Here is a 22,101-nt window from a genome sequence, read left to right on the forward strand (position 1 = left end):
TCTTCATGCAATTCAAGCCAGCTGTTACCGCTCTGGTTACTGCCCTCGCCCTGGCATCGCTGCTCAGCGGATGTAAAAAGGAAGAAGCGGCACCAGCCGCACCACCCCCTCAGGTCGGCGTCGTAACCCTGCAACCTCAAGCCTTCACCCTGACGTCCGAACTTCCGGGGCGCACCAGTGCGTTCCGCATTGCCGAAGTTCGCCCACAGGTCAACGGCATCATTCTCAAACGACTGTTCAAGGAAGGCGGCGACGTCAAGGCCGGTCAGCAGCTCTATCAGATCGACCCGTCGGTCTATGACGCGACCCTGAAAAGCGCCGAAGCCAACCTGCGTTCGACCAAGTCGATCTCCGATCGCTACAAACAACTGGTCGACGAACAGGCCGTCAGCCGTCAGGAATACGACACGGCGCTGGCCAACCGCCTGCAATCGGAAGCGTCCCTGCAAAGTGCCCAGATCAACGTGCGCTACACCAAGGTTTACGCACCGATCTCCGGTCGCATCGGCCGTTCGTCCGTGACCGAAGGCGCACTGGTCAGCAGCGGCCAGACCGACGCCATGGCCGTCATCCAGCAACTCGACCCGATCTACGTCGACGTGACTCAGTCCTCGGTGGAGCTGCTTGAGCTGCGTCGTGAACTGGAAAGCGGTCGTCTGCAAAAAGCCGGCGACAACGCCGCCACGGTCAAGCTGACCCTGGAAGACGGCAGCCAGTACAAAGTGGACGGCAAGCTTGAGTTCTCCGAAGTCTCGGTTGACCAGACCACCGGTTCCGTGACCTTGCGCGCGGTGTTCCCGAACCCTGATCACACCCTGCTGCCGGGCATGTTCGTTCACGCACAGTTGCAGGCTGGCGTGAACAGCGCCGCGATTCTGGCTCCGCAACAAGGCGTGACCCGTGACCTCAAAGGCACCCCGACCGCACTGGTCGTCGGTCCGGACAACAAGGTCGAACTGCGCCAGCTCAAGGCCAGCCGCACCGTCGGCAGCCAATGGCTGATTGAAGACGGTCTGAAGGCAGGCGATCGCCTGATTACCGAAGGGCTGCAATTCGTCAGACCTGGTGTCGTAGTCAAAGCCACTGAAGCGACTAACGTTGGCGCAAAGAGCCCGGCCCCCGCACAGGCAGCTAATACAGCTGTCGGCGGCAAAGGGGAGTAAACCATGTCGAAATTTTTTATCGACCGTCCGATTTTCGCCTGGGTGATTGCCCTGGTGATCATGCTGGTCGGGGCTTTATCGATCCTCAAACTGCCGATCAACCAATACCCGAGCATTGCGCCTCCGGCCATTGCCATCTCTGTGACCTACCCAGGCGCGTCTGCACAAACCGTGCAGGACACTGTGGTGCAGGTGATCGAGCAACAGCTCAACGGTATCGACAATCTGCGTTATGTCTCGTCGGAAAGTAACTCCGACGGCAGCATGACCATTACCGCGACCTTCGAACAAGGCACCAGCTCCGATACCGCGCAGGTTCAGGTCCAGAACAAACTGAACCTGGCCACCCCGCTGCTGCCGCAAGAAGTGCAGCAACAGGGCATCCGCGTGACCAAGTCGGTGAAGAACTTCCTGATGGTCATCGGCGTGGTATCGCGCGACGGCAGCATGACCAAGGACGACCTGTCCAACTACATCGTGTCGAACATGCAGGACCCGATCTCCCGCACCGCCGGTGTCGGTGACTTCCAGGTCTTCGGTGCCCAGTACGCGATGCGGATCTGGCTCGACCCGGCCAAGTTGAACAACTTCAACCTGACCCCGGTGGACGTGAAAACCGCCATCGCGGCCCAGAACGTCCAGGTCTCGTCCGGTCAACTCGGCGGCTTGCCCGCCCTGCCCGGCCAGCAACTGAACGCTACGATCATCGGCAAGACCCGTCTGCAGACTGCCGAGCAATTCAAGGAAATCCTGCTCAAGGTCAACAAGGACGGCTCGCAGGTTCGTCTCAAAGACGTCGCCGAAGTAGGCCTGGGTGGCGAGAACTACAGCGTCAGCGCCCAGTTCAATGGCAGCCCGGCTTCCGGTCTGGCAGTGAAACTGGCCAACGGTGCCAACGCCCTCGATACCGCCAAGGCCCTGCGCAAAACCATCAACGACCTGAAGCCGTTCTTCCCGCAAGGGATGGAAGTGGTGTTCCCGTACGACACCACCCCGGTGGTGACCGAGTCGATCAAGGGTGTGGTTGAAACCCTGGTCGAAGCGATCGTGCTGGTGTTCCTGGTGATGTTCCTGTTCCTGCAGAACTTCCGCGCCACCGTCATCACCACGATGACCGTGCCGGTGGTACTGCTGGGTACGTTCGGGATCCTCGCGGCATTCGGCTTCAGCATCAACACCCTGACCATGTTCGGTATGGTGCTGGCCATCGGCTTGCTGGTGGACGACGCCATCGTCGTGGTGGAAAACGTCGAACGGGTCATGAGCGAAGAAGGCCTGTCACCCAAGGAGGCCACCAAGAAATCCATGGGGCAGATCCAGGGTGCGCTGGTCGGTATTGCCCTGGTGCTGTCGGCGGTACTGCTGCCGATGGCGTTCTTCAGCGGCTCCACCGGTGTGATCTACAAGCAGTTCTCGATCACCATCGTTTCGGCCATGGCCTTGTCGGTGATGGTTGCATTGATCTTCACCCCGGCGCTCTGCGCCACCATGCTCAAGGCGATTCCGAAAGGCGAGCACGGCATACCGAAACGCGGCTTCTTCGGCTGGTTCAACCGCAACTTCGACCGTGGCGTCAGAAGCTACGAGCGCGGCGTCGGCAACATGCTCGCGCACAAGGCTCCGTACCTGCTGGCGTACCTGATCATCGTGGTCGGCATGATCTGGCTGTTCACCCGCATTCCAACGGCGTTCCTGCCGGAAGAAGACCAGGGCGTACTGTTTGCCCAGGTGCAAACCCCGGCCGGTTCCAGCTCCCAGCGCACGCAAGTGGTCGTGGATGAAATGCGCGAGTTCCTGCTGCGTCCGAGCAAGGATGGCGGCGAAGGCGATGCGGTGGCCTCGGTGTTTACCGTGACCGGTTTCAACTTCGCCGGCCGTGGCCAGAGTTCGGGCATGGCGTTCATCATGCTCAAACCGTGGGACGAACGTAACGCCGACAACAGCGTGTTCAAACTGGCGGCCCGTGCCCAACAGCACTTCTTTACCTTCCGCGACGCCATGGTGTTTGCCTTCGCGCCACCGGCGGTACTGGAACTGGGTAACGCCACCGGTTTCGACGTATTCCTTCAGGACCGCGCCGGTATTGGTCACGAAAAGCTGATGGCGGCACGCAACCAGTTCCTCGGCATGGCGGCGCAAAGCAAGGTCCTGTCGCAAGTGCGTCCTAACGGCCTGAACGACGAGCCGCAATACCAACTGGAAATCGACGATGAGAAGGCCAGCGCCCTGGGCGTGACCCTCACCGACATCAACAACACCCTGTCGATTGCCTTGGGTAGTAGCTATGTGAACGACTTCATCGACCGCGGTCGGGTGAAGAAGGTTTACGTGCAAGGCCAGCCGGGTGCCCGCATGAGCCCTGAAGACGTCAAGAAGTGGTACGTGCGCAACAGCGCCGGCACCATGGTTCCGTTCTCGGCCTTCGCCAAGGGTGAGTGGATTTACGGTGCGCCGAAGCTGTCGCGTTACAACGGCGTAGAGGCGATGGAAATCCTCGGTGCCCCGGCCCCCGGTTATTCCACCGGTGAAGCCATGGCCGAAGTCGAAGCCCTGGCCAAGAAACTGCCGGCCGGTGTCGGTATTTCCTGGACCGGTCTGTCGTACGAGGAACGTCTGTCCGGCTCGCAAGCGCCAGCGCTGTACGCCTTGTCGCTGCTGATGGTGTTCCTGTGTCTGGCGGCGTTGTATGAAAGCTGGTCGATCCCGATCGCGGTCATGTTGGTCGTGCCGCTTGGGATCATCGGTGCGCTGATGGCGACCAGCCTGCGCGGCCTGTCCAACGACGTGTATTTCCAGGTGGGGCTGTTGACCACCATCGGTCTGGCGGCGAAAAACGCCATTCTGATCGTCGAGTTCGCCAAGGAACTGCATGAACAAGGGCGCAGCCTGCGCGATGCAGCGATCGAAGCCTGCCGGATGCGTCTGCGACCGATCATCATGACCTCGCTCGCATTCGTGCTCGGCGTGGTACCGCTGGCCATTTCCACGGGCGCAGGTTCGGGTAGCCAACATGCGATCGGAACCGGGGTGATTGGCGGTATGCTCACGGCCACGATCCTGGCGATCTTCTGGGTTCCGTTGTTCTTCGTCACCGTGTCGTCCATGGGCCAGCGCAAAGTCGCCGACCAGGATGACGCCATTGAAACTTCTCAAGAGGCTGGCTAATGAGCAAGTCGCTACTCTCCCTCGCAGTCGCCGCCTTCGTGCTGGGTGGCTGCTCGCTGATACCCGATTATCAGCAGCCTGAAGCACCGGTGGCGGGCCAATACCCGCAAGGCCCGGCGTATTCGCCGGCCCAGGCGCCCAACCAGGCCGCCGCCGAACAGGGCTGGAAGCAGTTTTTCCACGACCCGGCATTGCAACAGCTGATCCAGACCGCATTGGAGAACAACCGTGACCTGCGCGTCGCGGCGCTGAACATCGACGCTTATGCGGCTCAGTACCGCATTCAGCGTGCCGATCTGTTCCCGGCGGTTTCGGCTACCGGCAGCGGCAGCCGTCAGCGGGTCCCGGCACGGGCCTCGCAAACCGGTGAAGCGGGTATCACCAGCTCTTACTCAGCCACCGTCGGCATCAGCGCCTATGAACTCGACCTGTTCGGTCGGGTTCGCAGTCTGAGCGAAGAAGCCTTGCAGAAGTACTTCGCCACTGAAGAAGCGCGGCGCAGCACGCAGATCAGCCTGGTGGCCAGTGTGGCCAATGCCTACCTGACCTGGCAGGCTGACAAGGAATTGCTCAAGCTCACTCAGGAAACCCTCGGTGCCTACGAGGAGAGCTACAAGCTCACCTCGCGCAGCAACGAAGTGGGTGTAGCCTCGGCACTGGATCTGGCCCAATCGCGTACCTCGGTGGAAAACGCCCGCGCACAACAGGCCAAATACACCCGTCAGGTTGCCCAGGATGAAAACAGCCTGGTGCTGCTGCTCGGCACCGGTATCCCGGCCAATCTGCAAGCGGCCAAGCCACTGTCGGACGACCTGCTGAGCGAAGTACCGGCCGGCCTGCCGTCGGACTTGCTGCAACGTCGTCCGGACATCCTTCAGGCCGAGTACAACCTCAAAGCTGCCAACGCCAACATCGGCGCGGCGCGGGCTGCGTTCTTCCCGAGCATCAGCCTGACTGCCAATGCCGGCTCCCTGAGCCCGGACCTGTCCGGTCTGTTCAAGGGAGGTTCGGGCACCTGGTTGTTCCAGCCGCAGATCAACCTGCCGATCTTCAACGCCGGCAGCCTGCGCGCCAGCCTGGATTACTCCAAAATCCAGAAAGACATCAGCGTGGCGAACTACGAGAAGTCCATTCAAACGGCCTTCCAGGAAGTCGCCGACGGCCTGGCCGCACGCCAGACCTACACCGAGCAGTTGCAGGCTCAGCGTGATTTCGTCAGCGCCAACCAGGACTACTACCGTCTAGCCGAGCGTCGTTACCGCATCGGCGTCGACAGCAACCTGACCTTCCTCGACGCCCAGCGCCAGCTGTTCAGTGCCCAACAGGCGCTGATCACCGACCGTCTGGCGCAGCTGACCAGTGCGGTCAATCTGTACAAGGCGCTGGGGGGTGGCTGGAATGAACAGACGGCGAAGAACGAGCCGTTGAAAGAAGAAGCGCCGAAGATGAAGTTGTTCTGATAGCGCGGTAAACACGAAGCCCACCAAACGGTGTAATGGCCAAATGGTGGGCTTTTTGTTGGCCATGAAAAAGGTAACGCGTTCGTATTACCTCCCAACCCCATTCACCAGAAACACCGGCTCTTCCAGATAATCGAGCCCCAAGCGGTTTTCGAACATTTCGTCGCGTAACGCCGCTGTGGTGAAACAGCCCAGATCCAAGGCGGTGGCCAGCAGCGAAAAGGTCTGGCTCAGATGCCCGGCATCCATCAGCGCCACCCGCAGTGCCCGGCTGAATTCGTATTTCCAGGCCATCCGTTCGACCCGCGCCGTGGAAACGAACACCGCCGCCGCGTCCTTGATCCACGGCTGCCCGCCACAAGCCTCGCTGATCCAGGCTCGCGGATCTTCCAGGGACAGCAACTCAAGCCCGTGACGACGTACCGAATAGTGGTAAAGACCTCGCTCGAAACCCTGCACATTCATCAGCACCGCATACACCTCGGTGCCTTGCAGCGAACCGCCGGCCGGCGAGGTTTTTTTCAGGAAGTAGTCCCCCATGCGGTTTTGCTCCATGACCGTCGCGCCCCAGGTGTAATAGAGCAACAGAGACAACTGTGCCGAACTCAACGGCTGGTCACTGAAGGTTCGTGACGTGCGGCGATTGCACAGCGAGTCCAGCAACGCCGGCTGAGCAATCGCGCAGGGAGTCAGTAGCGGGTTTTCCAGGGCAATGAACGGATGGGACCCATAGTCCTTGAACGCCGAGGGCTGGCGTTGCGCCGAGGCCCTTTGCTCAAGCTCCGTTTCCAGCTCGGCAACGCTGATATAGGGCGTGTGCGAGCCGGTCCGGGTACTCAGGTAAAACTCCAGCGCCGCATCCCAGTGGGCCCAAAGGTCAAGCGGATGTTTGCACTCGTCGGGCGGGATAATGTCCGATTGATTCGCGACGGGCAGCAAAACCCCGTGGCTGACCAGCGTCCTCAGGAACGCCAGGTTGTCGTCCTGTGCAGGGCTTTGCAAAACACCCGGCAGCAACAAGGCACTCTCCAGCGTCTGCGGGGTCAGGAAGTGGCGCAGTAACGGCAGAAACGTCACATCGAACGCCAGGCTCAGGTCCTGCTGCCGATCCCGGATAAAAAACGATGCCGAGCCGACACTGAGCCAGGTGTTTTCCCTGAGTTTCAACAGAGTCTGCGCACCCTCCGCTGGCGTCTGTTGCGCGCCCTGTTGATCGCTCCCCTGCCAGAACAGGGCCTTGGGTCTCAAGGACTTGATGGCCTTGATCAACGTCGACAGTTCCGCGTCATCGGCTTTGCGGGAAATATCCCATTCAAGGGTGATCGCTTTCACCGGGGATGTTGCAAACAACTGACGCAAGATATCCCAATCCCGCCGCGGATGACCGGTGTGAATTTCAATCAGCCGGTCCAGCGGCAACGACCGCAAATAGTCGTTCAGGTCGTAACCCTGGGTTCTGGCCGTCGTGATCGCGCTGTCGAGATCCAGCAGAAAGCCCGAGCCGCTGCGCTCCACCACACTGGAGATGAACTCGCCTTCGGACTGCGCTTGTGCATCGTGCAATGAAAACAACCGCGGCGCGTTTTCCAGCACCAGCAGCGTTGCCGTGAGTTCCCGCAGTTCAATGGCATTGGCCACCACCGTGTCAGCCACCTCTTGGGCCAAGGTCGGCAAAATGAAGTGCTGAATGTCGCCACCGTGGAAACGCGACCAGGAAATATGCTCGGCCAGCCACGGCGAACGGGTCTTGTCGCACAGTCGCCGCGTCATGCGCAGAAACTCGCGATCCATCGCGATACCCACGCTGCCCAGGGACAAACTGGACGAATGCAGCAAGCTCGGCACTTGGGCGCTGACCTCAAGCAGACGAGGTTCCAGAATGCAGTGCGTCGGCTGAAACTCGACGTAATCGAAATGCGGTAAACCCTCGGCGAGAATCCGTTCGACAGTCTGGTCGAGTCCATGCTCCGACAGATCATCCTGAAGGCTGTGCCGTGGCAAATGGTATTCCAGCCCTACCCCGGCCTCGGGATAGGGCGAGGCATCAAACATCTCCATGTGAGCCTCCCTGGCATCAAGCGGTCATACCCAGCAAGCGTTGTTGCTCAGCCTCAGCCCCCGATATCGCCAATAGCCCGGCATACTGGCTTTCCAGCGATTTGACCTCTTTGACCAGGTTCTCCATCAGCTGACGTCCCTGGGGGGTGAAGTCAGTGCTGGCTTCGAAATCCGGCACCGCCTTGATCAAGCCTTGCAGAATGAACACAAGACGGTTTTGCGCCCGTTGCAGCTCCTCGGGCGAACGCGAACGAACCCGCCCCAGGTATTTGACCAACGCGATGTACACGAAAAACGCGTGGAAGTAGCCATAAAAGTCACGCTTCTGTCCCGACCACGGCAAGGCGAACAACGGCTCCCGCGAGGTCTCTTCCTTAACGACCGGGCACACCTCGACAATGTGATAGAGCAACTGATGAGTAGCCTCGTGCACCAGAGACTCTTCCAGATCGAGTATCGAATCATCCCGGCTCGACAAGAGGATGATTCCGGTGAAGCGGGAAGCCGAACAGCTTCGAAATGAACCATCGGGTAAATAAAAAATCGACTTGACCAGCTTTTTAAATTGTTCGCGACAGGCAGGCCAGGTGTGTTCTATGCGCAACAGGGCAATATTCACCACATCGCAAAAAAAACGCACGGAGTAACCGCTACGTTCCAACTGTTTGCGGACTGTTTCATCTTCCGGAAACTCATAGCTGGGAGGCATTACTATCGCAACCAGCGGATCGACATCAAACCGATGCACGGGAGGACAATAATGATTCGCGCGAGGACTGTCCGTCGCTTTAACGCGCAGTAGCATCTCTGGAAATTCGAACAACATTTTTTCCAACTCACCCCTGTCCTCCGTCTTTTTCGTTATGACCAGGTTGGCGTAATGAGCCGTCAGCACATTCCACACTTGAAACACCGGATCATTAATAATCAAACGCTGTTCCCGGGTGGGAGGAACGATAAGATTAAACGCTTGCTCAAAGAAATCCGCCAAATGCGGGGCATTGGGAAACAATTGAAAAAGCTCGGTGTACAGCGCAACAAAGCTGGTGTAGCGATTTCGACTGACACGCTCCAGCAAGACTTCAAATCGCGAAAGCTCCGAATCCGGAAGGAAGGTCGTACCCTGAAATAAATCGTCGACCGATAGCTCACGTTGACCACTGTTACCGATGTCCATTTCTCAACCTTCCCTTAGGCTGGCGGCAATGGCTTCGCCATCGTCAGACTGGCAATGCCATAACCCGATTGTTCATAAAGACGACGCGCCGCATCGTTGCGGCCAAAGACATGCAACCGCACTTCCTCGCATCCCGCCTGGCGTGCCCATGACTCCAGGGCCAGCAGCGATTGCTTTGCATAACCCTGACGACGCACGTCGGGGTCAATGTAAATGTCCAGGATGAAGGCGATCCGACCAGCACCGGCCTGTCGTTCGGCGACCCATAATTCACCGATGCGCCGAGCTTGATCCTTGATCACCCAGAGTTGATTTTTTTCAGTCAGTCGCCCTTGCGGCAACAATTGCTCGAAGACACTTCGTGCCTTTTGCGACGCCTCCTCTCGAACCCACTCGCCCGCAGCGACCATGCCGTCGCCATATTCAGCAAGGGCTCTTTCAGCAAACGTAACAAAGTCCGCGTCATTCATTGGAGCCAAGGTGACAGACATGAGTCATTCACTCCGTGCTCGAGCGCTTTACATCATGAATTCAATAAAGCCATTCGGCGTACCACCGAAAAAGCCAACCTTGCGTGGCACGCCAAATGGCATCGCCGGCCTTTAATCCATTCGCGCCTGTTGCTGCTGGTTCTGTGTATCAAATACCGCGCGGATTCCCAGGTTGCTCCGGATTCCAGCGGAGGCTGCCGTCAGTTTTGCAGCATCCATACCTTTAACCGCCGCGATCTCATCAGTACTTAAGTGCACGCCAATATTTTTAGCGGCACCGGCCGGATCTTTGTGAAGTTCAGTGGCGAATTTCTCGTCCAGCACGGCGCGTCCGAGAACCGAGGCCAAACGTTCCTGATTGACTTTATTACCCATGGCACTTCTCCTTGTTATTTCGGCATGACTAAAAAAACCCCTGACGAAGCATGCGATTTCCCTTTCCCCGCCTGAGGATTTTGAATATAGCAAGGCCTCTTTTCTTTTCCAGCCACATCCACGATTCCCTTTAAATCTTTTCACGATAACCGACAACACCAATCCTTAAGTTTAACTGGCGATTATCGACAGACCTTTAATGACAGAAAGAGCCGTAGGAAACTTCTTACAACCAAAGCATTAAGCACATCCATCCAACTTCAACATAAACAAAGCGCCATTAATAAAACATAAACCCGGACACCCATTATTGCCCCGGATAACTATGGGATTTAATTAAGAATGCCTCATACCGTCCATGACCGGGCTGGCGCCCATTAGTGTTCGATAATCGCCCAAAACCCCATCCACCCAATTGAATCCCCCCGCCCATCCCTCGCACCATTGCCCGCACCTGCAAAAATCAATAACAACAAGGTCCGACACCATGACTACGCGCCCTCCCCACTCTGGCTGATCTCGCCCGATCCTTTTTCCCGTTCGATTTTTTGTCTGCGACCCCTTGGTTGCGGCTGTGTACTGCTTCATCCCTGACAATTAGAGAGACCCGAACCCATGACTTCCTCCACCACGCAGTATTTGTTTCCCAGCCTGATCGCCATCGCACTGGCCGGCGCGGCCCTGCCCGCCATGGCCGAGGAAGCCGGTTTTGTCGAAGGTGCCAAGGTCAACCTGAACCTGCGCAACTTCTACATCAACCGTAACTTCACCAACCCGACCAAGACCCAGGGCAAGGCTGAAGAGTGGACGCAGAGTTTCATCCTCGACGCCAAGTCCGGGTTCACCCAGGGCACCGTCGGGTTCGGCATGGACGTGCTGGGGTTGTATTCGGTCAAGCTCGACGGAGGCAAAGGCACCGGCGGTACGCAGTTGCTGCCGCTGGATCACGACGGTCGCCCGGCGGATAACTTCGGTCGCACCAATGTGGCGTTCAAGGCCAAGCTGTCGCAGACCGAAGTGAAGGTCGGTGAATGGATGCCGGTGCTGCCGATCCTGCGTTCGGACGACGGTCGCTCGCTGCCGCAAACCTTCCGTGGCGGCCAGATCACCTCGAAGGAAATCGACGGGCTGACCCTCTACGGCGGCCAGTTCCGCGCCAACAGCCCGCGGGACGACAGCAGCATGAGCGACATGTCGATGACCGGTAAAACGGCATTCAAGTCAGACCGCTTCAACTTCCAGGGTGGCGAATATGCCTTCAACGACAAGCGCACCCAGATCGGCCTGTGGAATGCTGAACTCAAGGACATCTACAGCCAGCAATACGTCAACCTGATCCACACCCAACCGCTGGGCGACTGGACGCTGGGCGCCAACCTCGGGTTCTTCTACGGCAAGGATGACGGCAGCGCCCGGGCTGGCGAGCTGGACAACAAGACCTGGTCGGGCCTGTTCTCGGCCAAATACGGTGGCAACACCTTCTACGTCGGCCTGCAAAAACTCACCGGCGACAGCGCCTGGATGCGGGTCAACGGCACCAGCGGTGGCACCCTGGCCAACGACAGCTACAACGCCAGCTATGACAACGCGAAGGAAAAATCCTGGCAACTGCGCCACGACTACAACTTCGCCGCCCTGGGTGTACCGGGCCTGACCCTGATGAACCGCTACATCAGCGGCGACAACGTCCATACCGCAACCACCAGCGACGGCAAGGAATGGGGCCGCGAAAGCGAACTGGGCTATACGGTGCAGAGCGGCACGCTGAAAAACCTCAACGTCAAATGGCGCAACTCGACCATCCGCCGCGACTTCAGTAACAACGAGTTCGACGAAAACCGGTTGATCGTCAGCTATCCGATCAGCCTGCTGTAAACACAAACTGAATGTGGGAGCGGGCTTGCCCGCGATGGCAATCTTTCAGTCACATCAATATTGAACGGACTGCCGCCATCGCGGGCAAGCCCGGCTCCCACAGGGATCTTCGGTGAACACAACATTTGCATCCACACCGCAGACCTGTGGGAGCGAGGCTTGCCCGCGAAGGTGTCAGCTCAGGCAACACAACTTTCGCGGATCACTCCCGCGACTCAACCCCCAACTCATCCCACACCGACTCGGCCAGGTGGAAGGTCGCGTTGGCCGCCGGGATGCCGCAGTAGATTGCGCTCTGCATGATCACTTCCTTGATCTCGCCGCGGGTCACACCGTTGTTGGCGGCGGCACGCAGGTGCAGTTTGAGTTCTTCGTTGCGGTTCATGCCGATCAGCATGGCAATGGTGATCAGGCTGCGGGTGTGACGCGGCAGGCCCGGGCGGGTCCAGATGTCGCCCCAGGCGTGGCGGGTGATCATTTCCTGGAACTCCGAGTTGAACTCGGTCAGCGCGCTCAGGCTGCGGTCGACGTGGGCGTCGCCGAGTACTGCGCGGCGGACTTTCAGGCCCTCGTCGTAACGTTGTTTCTCGTCCACAACAATCCCCTCAATGAGCTGACAAAAACGCCAGCACTCGGTCGCTGAACGCAGCGCCGGCCTGGACGTTGGACAGGTGCGCGGCGTAGAACTCGGCGTACTCGGCGCCCCGCACATGTTCCTGAATGAAATGCCCACCGGACGGCGGCGTGACAGCGTCTTCAGTGCCGGCGATCACCAACAGCGGCACTTGAATCGAGGCCAACTGATCGCGGAAGTCGGCATCGCGCACCGCCGCGCAATTGGCTGCGTAACCTTCAGGTGAAGTCGCCGCGAGCATATCGGTAATCTGCTTCGTCGCCGCCGGATTGGCCTCGGAAAAATCCGCGGTGAACCAGCGCGCAATCGACGCATCGCGCAGGGCAACCATCGCCGCCGCGCCGTCACGCAGCACGGTTTCGATCCGTGGATTCCACACCGATGGATCGCCGATTTTTGCCGCGGTGTTGCACACGATCAGTTTGTTCAATCGCTGACCGGCATTGATCCCCAGCCACTGACCGATCAACCCGCCCATGGACAGACCACAGAAATGCGCGCGCTCGATGTGCAGCGCATCCAGCAGCGCCAGCACGTCGCGGCCCAGTTGCTCGATGCTGTACGGCCCTGGTGTCACCAATGATTTGCCGTGACCACGGGTGTCGAAACGCAGCACGCGAAAATGTTCGGTGAACGCCGGGATCTGCGCGTCCCACATGTGCAGGTCGGTGCCCAGTGAGTTGGACAACACCAGCACCGGCGCATCCGCCGGTCCATCGAGTTGCGGCCCTTGAATTTGGTAGTGCAGTTCGCCCTCGGCGAGTTGTACGAATGCCACAGCAGTCTCCTTCAGGCTATCAACGCAAAATGTTCAGCCACCGCTCGCTCGACCCAAGTATGGGCCTGACCGAGGTAATGGGTGGGGTCCAGCAGACGATCGAGTTCCGCGTCCGACAGCTCGGCAGTCACCTGCGGCTCCTCGCCGAGTACCGCGCGCAGATGCCGTTGTCCAGCCACTGCGCGCTTGCAGCATTGCTCCAGCACATGGTGCGCGGTGTCGCGACCGACCCGTTGCGCCAGGACGATGCTCACCGCTTCGGCCAGCACCAGGCCTTGGGTCAGGTCGAGGTTGCGCGTCATGCGCATCGCGTCCACTTCCAGTCCGTCGGCCACCAACAGCGCTTGCTTCAGGCTACCCGACACCAAACAGCAGATCTCCGGCAGGGTTTCCCATTCGGCATGCCACAGGCCCAGGCTGCGCTCGTGCTCCTGGGGCATGGCGCTGAACAAGGTCGAGAGCAAACCCGGCACCCGCGTCGCCGCACCGATCAGCACCGCCGCACCCACCGGGTTGCGTTTGTGCGGCATGGTCGAGGAACCGCCCTTGCCCGGCGCCGACGGTTCGAACACTTCGCCGGCTTCGGTCTGCATCAACAGGCTGATGTCGCGGCCGAGTTTGCCGAGGCTGCCGGCGATCAATCCAAGTACCGCGCCGAACTCCACCAGACGATCGCGCTGGGTGTGCCAGGGTTGTTCCGGCAAGGTCAGTTGCAGTTCTGTGGCCAAGGCTTTGGCAATCGGCATCGCCTGCTCACCGAGCGCCGCGAGGGTGCCGGAGGCGCCACCAAATTGCAGCACCAGCAGGCGCGGTTTGAGTTCCAGCAGGCGCTGGCGACTGCGGGTCACCGCGCCCAGCCAACCGGCGATTTTCATGCCGAGGGTGACCGGCGTCGCGTGCTGCAACCAGGTGCGCCCGGCCAGCGGCGTGGCGACGTAACGCCAGGCCTGGGTGGCGAGGGTTTCCCCCAGTTGCGCCAGATCAGCTTCGATCAGTTCCAGTGCGCGGCGCAGTTGCAACACCAGGCCGGTGTCCATCACGTCCTGGCTGGTCGCGCCCAGATGCACGTAGCGCTCGGCTTCGGCATCGCTCCTGGCGATCTGCTTGCCCAGTGCCGTGACCAAAGGAATCGCCGAATTGCCCGCTGTGGCAATCGCCTCGCCGAGCGCGACGAAGTCGTAATGTTCAGCGAGGCAGGCCGCTTCGATAGACGCAACAGCCGTCTGCGGAATCAGGCCGACCCGCGCCTCGGCCCGGGCCAGTGCGGCTTCGAAATCAAGCATGGCCTGAACCCGGCCCTGATCGCAGAACACCTCACGCATGTCCCGTGCGGTGAAGTAGGCATCGAACAATTGATTGCCCGGTCGCTGGTTCATAAACAGTCCTTGCAGGCGAGGGTCAGTGAGGCCCCCGCGTAAAGATCAAAGGTCGTTTTGCAAATACTTCGCCTGTTTCGGCAGGCGCAAGCTGAACAGGAACGCGACCGCCATCATCACCGTCACGTACCAGTAGAACGAGTTTTCCATGCCTCCGGCTTTAAGGCTCAGCGCCACATACTCCGCCGAACCGCCGAAGATTGCATTGGCCACCGCATACGCCAGGCCGACGCCCAGGGCGCGCACCTCTGGCGGGAACATTTCGGCTTTCACCAGACCGCTGATCGAGGTGTAGAAACTGACGATCGCCAGCGCCACGGTAATCAGCACAAAGGCCAGGAACGGACTGCTGACACTTTTCAGGCTCAACAGGATCGGTACGGTGCACAACGTGCCGAGGGCGCCGAACCAGAGCATCGAATTGCGCCGGCCGATCTTGTCGGCGAGCATGCCGAAGAACGGTTGCATGCACATGTAAAGGAACAGCGCGCCGGTCATGATGTAGCTGGCGGTTTTGGCGTGCATGCCGGCGGTGTTCACCAGGTACTTCTGCATGTACGTGGTGAAGGTGTAGAAAATCAGCGAGCCACCGGCGGTGTAGCCCAGCACGGTGATGAACGCAGCCTTGTGATCACGGAACAGTGCACCGATGCTGCCGGCGTCTTTGTTTTCGCGCATTTCCTTGCTGCTGGTTTCCTTGAGCGCACGACGCAGGAACAACGAAATCAACGCAGCGGCCGCCCCGACCACGAACGGAATTCGCCAGCCATAGGCACGCAATTCATCCTCGCTGAGGAACTGTTGCAGGATCACCACCAGCGACACCGCCAGCAACTGCCCACCAATCAGTGTCACGTACTGGAACGACGCGAAGAACCCGCGCTGGCCCTTGAGGGCGACTTCGCTCATATAGGTGGCGGTGGTGCCGTATTCGCCGCCCACCGACAAGCCCTGCAGCAGGCGCGCGAACAGCAGCAGGATCGGCGCCCAGACACCGATGCTGTTGTAGGTCGGCAGGCAGGCAATGAGCAAAGAGCCGAAGCACATCATCAGAATCGAGATCAACATCGAATTCTTGCGCCCGTGTTTGTCCGCCAACCGACCGAAGATCCAGCCGCCGATGGGCCGCATCAGGAACCCGGCAGCGAATACGCCCGCTGTGTTCACCAGCTGCACCGTGGGGTTGTCGGAGGGGAAAAACGCCGGTGCGAAATAGATCGCGCAGAAGGCGTAGACGTAAAAGTCGAACCACTCGACCAGATTGCCGGACGAGGCGCCGACAATCGCAAAGATCCTTTTGTTGCGTTCTTCACGGGTGTAGAGAGCTGTGAGAGTAGTCATTGTTTTTTACTCTTTTGGGGACCGTGAGAGTCTAGACACATCTAGCAACAGTCCCGTTCCGCAAATGCATCAGCGACACAGATCCCCTGTGGGAGCGAGCCTGCTCGCGAAAGCGGCGTATCAGTGCCATCAATGCTGAATGACTCACCGCAATCGCGAGCAGGCTCGCTCCCACAGGGGGTTGGGTGTTCTCAATAATCGAAGAACACCGTCTCCGCATCCGTCCCCTGCAAAATCACATTCCACTGATAAACACCCGCAGCATCCTGCTTCGCCAGCAACGTACTGCGGCGTTCGGCAGGCACGCACTCCAGCAGTGGGTCCGCCACGTTGGCCGGTTCGCCATCAAAGTAAATCCGCGTCAGCAAGTGCTTCACCAACCCGCGAGCAAACACCAGCACCACCAAGTGCGGCGCCTGGGTCGCGCCCTTCAAGCCTTCCACCGTGCCCGGCTTGATCGTGGTGAAGCGGAAGCGCCCTTCTGCATCCACCGGCACCCGACCAAACCCTTCGAAGTTCGGGTCCAGGGGTTTGTCCTGATCGTCTTCGGGATGGTCGTATTTGCCGGCGGCGTTGGCCTGCCAGACTTCCAGCATGGCGTCGTTGACGAAGTCGCCATTGCCATCGACGACTTGCCCGGTGATCGCCACGCGCTCGCCAAGGGTTTGTGCAACGGTCAGGTCTTCGCGGTTCAGCCAGGTCAGGCCGATGTGGTAATACGGCCCGACGGTGTGGGACGTGGTCGCGTTCAGCGTCATCTTATTTCTCCATCGGCGTGGCATCGCGGCCGCGCAAGACGATGTCCCAGCGATAACCGAGGGCGTAGGAAGGGATGGTTTTTTCCAGATCGAAACTGGCGATAAGGCGTTCTTTGGCGCTGGTATCGGGCACGCAGTTGTAGATCGGGTCGTAGGCCAGCAACGGGTCGCCCGGGAAATACATCTGGGTCACCAGGCGCGTCAGAATACTCGGCCCGAACAGTGAGAAATGGATGTGCGCCGGACGCCAGGCATTGTGGTGGTTGCCCCACGGATAGGCGCCTGGCTTGATGGTCTGGAACTGATACCAGCCATCGGCGTCGGTCACGGTGCGACCGGTGCCGGTGAAGTTCGGGTCCAGCGGTGCATCGTGCAGGTCGCGGGCATGGTTGTAACGACCGGCGGCGTTGGCCTGCCAGATCTCCACCAGAATCCCCGGCACCGGCAGACCGTTTTCATCCAGCACACGGCCGTGGATGATGATCCGCTCACCCAACGGCTCGCCCGAGTGCTGGGCAGTCAGGTCGTTGTCCCGCTCCTGAATACGCTCGGCGCCGATGGTCGGCCCGGTGATTTCCGACAGCGAATGAGGCAAAAACACCAACGGCTTGGACGGCGAGCGAAGGTTGGTGGATTGATAAGGAGGGTGCAGGTATTCCGGCTGAGTGCCCGCCTGTGGGCGACGGTAACCAGGTTTGTCAGTCATTGCGCTTTCCTCTGTTCTTATTAGTCGACGCTACTTATTCACAGCCAAGCGTGTCAGACCCGTTCAATCGCCAAGGCCAGCCCCTGGCCGACACCGACGCACATGGTCGCCAGACCTTTCTTGCCACCGGTTTTTTCCAGTTGATGCAGCGCAGTCAGAACAAGGCGTGCACCGCTCATGCCCAGCGGATGGCCCAAGGCAATGGCGCCACCGTTCGGGTTGACCTGGGCCGCGTCATCCGCCAATCCCAGTTCACGCAGCACGGCCAAACCCTGGCTGGCGAAAGCTTCGTTGAGTTCGATCACGTCGAAATCGCTGACCGCCAGGCCCAGACGCTCGGTCAATTTACGCACCGCCGGCACCGGGCCGATGCCCATCACCCGTGGTGCGACTCCGGCGCTGGCCATGCCGAGCACTTTGGCGCGGGCCGTCAGGCCATGTTTCTTCACGGCTTCGGCCGAGGCCAGAATCAGCGCCGCCGCACCGTCATTCACACCGGAAGCATTACCGGCAGTGACGGTTTTGTCCGGGCCATTGACCGGTTTGAGTTTGGCCAGAGTGTCGAGCGTTGTGTCGGCGCGCGGATGTTCGTCCTGGCTGACCACTGTTTCACCCTTCTTGTGGGCAATGCGCACTTCCACTATTTCTTCGGCGAAAAATCCTGCGGCTTGCGCGACGGCCGTGCGTTGTTGACTGCGCAGGGCGAAAGCGTCCTGATCCTCGCGAGAAACTTCGTAATCGTCGGCCACGTTATCGGCGGTCTGCGGCATCGCATCGACGCCATATTGGGCTTTCATCAACGGATTGATGAAGCGCCAGCCGATGGTGGTGTCTTCCAGCTTCATGTTGCGTGAAAACGCCGCGTCGGCCTTGCCCATCACGAACGGTGCGCGGGACATCGACTCGACGCCGCCAGCAATCGCCAGCTCCATCTCGCCGCTGGCGATGGCCCGAAACGCGGTGCCGATCGCATCCATGCCCGAAGCGCACAGCCGATTGAGGGTAACGCCCGGAATGGTTTCCGGCAGCCCGGCCAGCAACAACGCCATGCGTGCCACGTTGCGGTTGTCTTCGCCGGCCTGGTTGGCGCAGCCGAGGAACACCTCGTCCACCGCGCTCCAGTCCACCGACGGGTTGCGTTCCATCAGCGCTTTGATCGGCACGGCGGCCAAGTCATCAGCGCGGACCGCCGACAGGCCACCGCCAAAACGGCCGATGGGGGTGCGAATCGCGTCGCAGATATAAACGTCACGCATCAGGCTTCTCCGGGTGCTTGGCCGTGGGCCGCAGCGGTGCGGGCTTCCAGATCGCGCAGCACCGTCAGCTCAACATCGGTTGGCTCGGCAGTGTTTTCAACTGCGTCGGCAAAACGAATCGCCCAACCGGTGGCCGCGACCACTTGCTCGCGGGTCACGCCTGGGTGCAGCGCGGTGACCACGAATTCATGGGTGCCGGCTTCCGGTTCCATGATGCACAGGTCGGTAATGATACCGACAGGACCGGCACCCGGCAGGCCCAGACGCTTGCGTGAATCACCGCCCTCGCCATGGCCGACCGAGGTAATGAAATCGAGTTTGTCGACAAAGGAGCGCGCCGACTGCTTGAGGATGATCAGCACGCTCTTGGCGGAACCGGCGATCTCCGGCGCGCCACCGGCACCCGGCAAGCGAACTTTCGGCTGATGGTAGTCGCCCACCACGGTGGTGTTGATGTTGCCGAAGCGATCGACTTGCGCGGCGCCGAGGAAACCGACGTCGATGCGCCCGCCCTGCAACCAATAGCGAAAAATCTCACCAGTCGGGACGACAGTGTCGGCAGTTTCCGCCAGTTCACCGTCACCGATCGACAGCGGCAGTACGCTCGGCTTGGCACCGATCGGACCCGATTCGTAGATCAGGACTACATCCGGCGAGGACGTCAGCCGCGCCAGGTTGGCAGCTTTCGACGGCAGGCCGATACCGACGAAGCACACCGAACCGTTTTTCAGACGGCGGGCGGCGGCGACGGTCATCATTTCATTGGTGGTGTAAGTCATTACTTGGCCTCCGAAGCAGCGGTCAGCTTGGCCTGGAACTCGCTGAAGTCAGCGCAGCCGTGGATGTACTCGTTGATCCACGCGGTGAAGGTTTCACGGTCGCGGGCAATCGGGTCCCAGGCCTGGTAGAAACGGTTGTCGCGCTCGGTGTAACCGTGGGCGTAGGATGGATGCGCGCCACCCGGGACGTGGCAGACCGCGCTCAGAGCCCAAGTCGGCAGCACGCAAGCGTTCATCGGTGCATTAAGGTCATCGACGATTTCTTCGACAGTGACGATGCAGCGTTTGGCCGCCAGCGCCGCTTCTTTCTGCACGCCGAGAATGCCCCAGAGCAACACGTTGCCTTGACGGTCGGCTTTCTGCGCGTGAATCACGGTGATGTCCGGGCGCACCGACGGCACCGCCGCCAGCACTTCGCCGGTGAACGGGCACGTGACGGTTTTGATCAGCGGGTTGACCTTCGGCAGGTCGGAACCGGCGTAGGCACGCAACACCGCGAACGGCAGGCCCGAAGCGCCCGCGACGTAGGCATTGGCCAGGTCGGCATGGCTGTGCTCTTCGATTTCCAGCGCATGCGGCCACTGCTTCTCGACCGCATCACGCAGGCGGTGCAGCGAGCCCACGCCCGGGTTACCGCCCCAGGAGAAAATCAGCTTGCGAGCACAACCGGCACCGATCAATTGGTCGTAGATCAAGTCAGGCGTCATCCGCACCAGGGTCAGGTCTTTCTTGCCCTGGCGAATGATTTCGTGACCCGCCGCCGTAGGAATCAAGTGAGTGAAGCCTTCGAGCGCGACGGTATCGCCGTCGTTGACGAACTGCTTCACCGCGTCATGCAGCGAAAGGATTTCAGCCATGGGGCAGGCTCCCGTTTTTTTATTAACCGACAGTGGTAGAAAAAGGCGCGATGCGCAGCGCCGGAATGACTGAAGATTAAGCCCCTGGAAAAACCCAAACAATCCGATAATCGACTGAGCGTTCGTTTATCGAACAGATTGTTATCTTCCTACCGATCTCCGACTTAGATCTGATCGTTCCCACGTTCCGCGTGGGAATGCCTCAATGGACGCTCTGCGTCCGCTTCGGGGACGCGGAGCGTCCCGGGCTGCGTTCCCACGCAGAGCGTGGGAACGATCACTGTCGAAAATTACCCTCAGGTCGCGTCCGCATGACTGACCATGCCCTTGATCACCACCGCCGTGGTCGCCAACGCGGCCGGAATCACCAGCGCCGTCAGCACCTGCTCGAAGTTCCAGCCCAGGCCCAGCAACGTTGCGCCCATCCACGCCCCGAGGATCGCGCCGAAACGGCCAATCCCGAGCATCCACGACACACCGGTCGCCCGCCCTTGAGTCGGGTAAAACCGCGCCGCCAGCGATGGCATCGCCGATTGCGCGCCGTTGACACACATCCCGGCCACCAGCACCAGGGCCGCCAATATCGTGATGCTGCCCAGGCTCTGCCCTACCGCGTAGGCAAACACCCCGGCCAATAGGTAGAAAGTGCCGATGACCTTGTGCGGATTGAACCGGTCCATCGCCCAACCCACGCCCACTGCACTCAACACCCCACCAAACTGGAACAGCGCACCAATGAATGCCGCCTGCTCCATGCTCGCGCCGCTGTCACGCATCAGCGTCGGCAGCCAACTGGTCAGCAGGTAAACGATCACCAGCCCCATGAAGTACGTCAGCCACAGCAACAATGTGCCCGTGCTGTAGGTGCCGGAGAAGATCACCGCAAACACATTGCGCGCCTTCACGGTTTTCTGTTCCGGCACACTGAAGCTCGAAGCCTGGGCCACCACCGTCGGGTCGATCGGCGCCAGGGCCTTGCGCACTTTGTCGGTGCCGCGATTGCGCACCACCAGGTAACGTGCCGATTCCGGCAACCAGAACAGCAATACGACGGCGAGGATCAGCGGCAGAATTCCGCCGATCATCAACAGACTGTGCCAGCCGAAGGCCGGAATCAGTTTGGCCGAGATGAACCCGCCCCCGGCCATGCCGAGGTTGAAGCCGCAGAACATACTGGTCACCAGCAGGGACTTCTTGCGCTCCGGTGTGTATTCGGACAGCAGCGTGGTGGCGTTCGGCATGCCGGCGCCCAGGCCCAGGCCGGTGAGAAAGCGCAGTACCAGCAGTTGATCGACATTGGTGCTGTAGGCCGACGCCAGGCTGAACGCGCCGAACAACAGCACCGCGCCCACCAGTACGACTTTTCGCCCGAAGCGGTCAGCCAACGGGCCGGAACCCAAGGCACCAAAGACCATGCCGATCAGCGCCGCACTCATCACCGGACCGAGACTGGCGCGGTCGATGCCCCAGTCCTGGGACAGTGCCGGCGCGATAAAACCCATGGCCGCGGTGTCGAGGCCATCGAGGAAGACAATCAGGAAACACAGGATCACCACCCGCCATTGGTAGCGCGAAATGGGTTGAGCGTTAATGAAGGACTGCACGTCGAGGCAGTTTCCTACTGCAGACTGAGGCTGGTTCATTATTTTTATCCCACGCAAAGAACGCAGTCGAACAGGTGCCAGCCGAGGCTGACGCTGTCACAAGAAAAGGAGGTCGGGGATCAGGCGATTCGGTTTCGGCAAATAAACCGGTGGGAACAGCGGCAGTCGGGAAACGTGCGCATGGGGAGGGCCTCTTCTCATTATTATTGGGGTCGTCGTCCGGCGACTGACTGAAGGTCAGCAGCGCC

The 22,101-nt window shown here is 60.0% G+C and carries 18 protein-coding genes; 4 read left to right on the forward strand and 14 right to left on the reverse strand.

The features are described from left to right. Positions 1 to 5 precede the first annotated feature (5 nt). From emhA to emhC, 3 genes are read left to right on the forward strand one after another with little or no spacing between them, the layout of a single operon-like run. Positions 6 to 1,163 carry an efflux RND transporter periplasmic adaptor subunit EmhA gene (gene emhA / locus QMK51_RS21995; protein WP_413817500.1) on the forward strand — a complete coding sequence of 386 codons (1,158 nt, stop codon included), beginning with the start codon at positions 6 to 8 and terminating at the stop codon, positions 1,161 to 1,163. 3 nt (positions 1,164 to 1,166) lie between these two features. After that, complete coding sequence (emhB, locus tag QMK51_RS22000; protein ID WP_258697230.1) at positions 1,167 to 4,328, forward strand: efflux RND transporter permease subunit EmhB; 3,162 nt, start codon at positions 1,167 to 1,169, stop codon at positions 4,326 to 4,328. Next, the gene (gene emhC / locus QMK51_RS22005) at positions 4,328 to 5,788 is read left to right on the forward strand and encodes an efflux RND transporter outer membrane subunit EmhC (RefSeq protein ID WP_320391830.1); all 1,461 of its coding nucleotides are present in this window, start codon (positions 4,328 to 4,330) and stop codon (positions 5,786 to 5,788) included. The genes emhB and emhC overlap by 1 nt, the downstream gene beginning before the upstream one ends. Before the next feature lie 87 nt (positions 5,789 to 5,875). On the opposite strand, the gene QMK51_RS22010 is transcribed toward emhC, so the two are convergent. The 4 genes from QMK51_RS22010 to QMK51_RS22025 form a co-directional block, all read right to left on the reverse strand. Further along, complete coding sequence (locus tag QMK51_RS22010) at positions 5,876 to 7,846, reverse strand: DUF692 family multinuclear iron-containing protein (RefSeq protein WP_320391832.1); 1,971 nt, start codon at positions 7,844 to 7,846, stop codon at positions 5,876 to 5,878. A 16-nt stretch (positions 7,847 to 7,862) separates the two neighbouring features. After that, positions 7,863 to 9,023: an aKG-HExxH-type peptide beta-hydroxylase gene (locus QMK51_RS22015; RefSeq protein ID WP_320391833.1), complete on the reverse strand. Its 1,161-nt coding sequence runs from the start codon at positions 9,021 to 9,023 to the stop codon at positions 7,863 to 7,865. 14 nt (positions 9,024 to 9,037) lie between these two features. Beyond that, complete coding sequence (locus QMK51_RS22020; RefSeq protein ID WP_258697234.1) at positions 9,038 to 9,514, reverse strand: GNAT family N-acetyltransferase; 477 nt, start codon at positions 9,512 to 9,514, stop codon at positions 9,038 to 9,040. Between the two features lie 111 nt (positions 9,515 to 9,625). Continuing rightward, on the reverse strand, positions 9,626 to 9,889 hold the full coding sequence (locus QMK51_RS22025; RefSeq protein ID WP_258697235.1) for an Os1348 family RiPP precursor: 264 nt from the start codon (positions 9,887 to 9,889) through the stop codon (positions 9,626 to 9,628). Positions 9,890 to 10,504: 615 nt separating this feature from the next. Between QMK51_RS22025 and QMK51_RS22030 the strand changes: the two genes are divergently transcribed. Beyond that, entirely contained in the window at positions 10,505 to 11,764 is a 1,260-nt protein-coding gene (locus QMK51_RS22030) for an OprD family porin (protein WP_320391835.1), read from the forward strand. 202 nt (positions 11,765 to 11,966) lie between these two features. On the opposite strand, the gene pcaC is transcribed toward QMK51_RS22030, so the two are convergent. From pcaC to QMK51_RS22080, 10 genes are all read right to left on the reverse strand, one after another. Continuing rightward, positions 11,967 to 12,359, reverse strand: coding sequence for a 4-carboxymuconolactone decarboxylase (pcaC, locus tag QMK51_RS22035; protein ID WP_320391837.1), 393 nt, complete (start codon positions 12,357 to 12,359; stop codon positions 11,967 to 11,969). A gap of 10 nt (positions 12,360 to 12,369) precedes the next feature. Next, positions 12,370 to 13,176, reverse strand: coding sequence for a 3-oxoadipate enol-lactonase (gene pcaD / locus QMK51_RS22040; RefSeq protein ID WP_320391839.1), 807 nt, complete (start codon positions 13,174 to 13,176; stop codon positions 12,370 to 12,372). Between the two features lie 11 nt (positions 13,177 to 13,187). Further along, on the reverse strand, positions 13,188 to 14,552 hold the full coding sequence (locus QMK51_RS22045) for a 3-carboxy-cis,cis-muconate cycloisomerase (RefSeq protein ID WP_320391840.1): 1,365 nt from the start codon (positions 14,550 to 14,552) through the stop codon (positions 13,188 to 13,190). A gap of 45 nt (positions 14,553 to 14,597) precedes the next feature. Further along, entirely contained in the window at positions 14,598 to 15,893 is a 1,296-nt protein-coding gene (locus tag QMK51_RS22050; RefSeq protein ID WP_320391841.1) for an MFS family transporter, read from the reverse strand. A 191-nt stretch (positions 15,894 to 16,084) separates the two neighbouring features. Further along, positions 16,085 to 16,651, reverse strand: a complete 567-nt coding sequence (pcaG, locus tag QMK51_RS22055; RefSeq protein WP_320391842.1) for a protocatechuate 3,4-dioxygenase subunit alpha — start codon at positions 16,649 to 16,651, stop codon at positions 16,085 to 16,087. A 1-nt stretch (position 16,652) separates the two neighbouring features. Beyond that, positions 16,653 to 17,357: a protocatechuate 3,4-dioxygenase subunit beta gene (gene pcaH, locus QMK51_RS22060; RefSeq protein ID WP_258697242.1), complete on the reverse strand. Its 705-nt coding sequence runs from the start codon at positions 17,355 to 17,357 to the stop codon at positions 16,653 to 16,655. A 53-nt stretch (positions 17,358 to 17,410) separates the two neighbouring features. Continuing rightward, positions 17,411 to 18,616 carry a 3-oxoadipyl-CoA thiolase gene (gene pcaF, locus QMK51_RS22065; RefSeq protein ID WP_320394550.1) on the reverse strand — a complete coding sequence of 402 codons (1,206 nt, stop codon included), beginning with the start codon at positions 18,614 to 18,616 and terminating at the stop codon, positions 17,411 to 17,413. Continuing rightward, positions 18,613 to 19,392 (reverse strand): CoA-transferase subunit beta, encoded by a 780-nt coding sequence (locus QMK51_RS22070; RefSeq protein ID WP_320391844.1) that lies wholly within the window; start codon positions 19,390 to 19,392, stop codon positions 18,613 to 18,615. The genes pcaF and QMK51_RS22070 overlap by 4 nt, the downstream gene beginning before the upstream one ends. Then, positions 19,392 to 20,249 carry a CoA transferase subunit A gene (locus QMK51_RS22075; RefSeq protein ID WP_320391846.1) on the reverse strand — a complete coding sequence of 286 codons (858 nt, stop codon included), beginning with the start codon at positions 20,247 to 20,249 and terminating at the stop codon, positions 19,392 to 19,394. The genes QMK51_RS22070 and QMK51_RS22075 overlap by 1 nt, the downstream gene beginning before the upstream one ends. Before the next feature lie 296 nt (positions 20,250 to 20,545). Further along, positions 20,546 to 21,892: an MFS transporter gene (locus QMK51_RS22080; RefSeq protein WP_320391847.1), complete on the reverse strand. Its 1,347-nt coding sequence runs from the start codon at positions 21,890 to 21,892 to the stop codon at positions 20,546 to 20,548. Positions 21,893 to 22,101: the final 209 nt, after the last annotated feature.

The sequence above is a fragment of the Pseudomonas sp. P9_31 genome (genome assembly GCF_034008235.1).
GTDB lineage: Bacteria > Pseudomonadota > Gammaproteobacteria > Pseudomonadales > Pseudomonadaceae > Aquipseudomonas.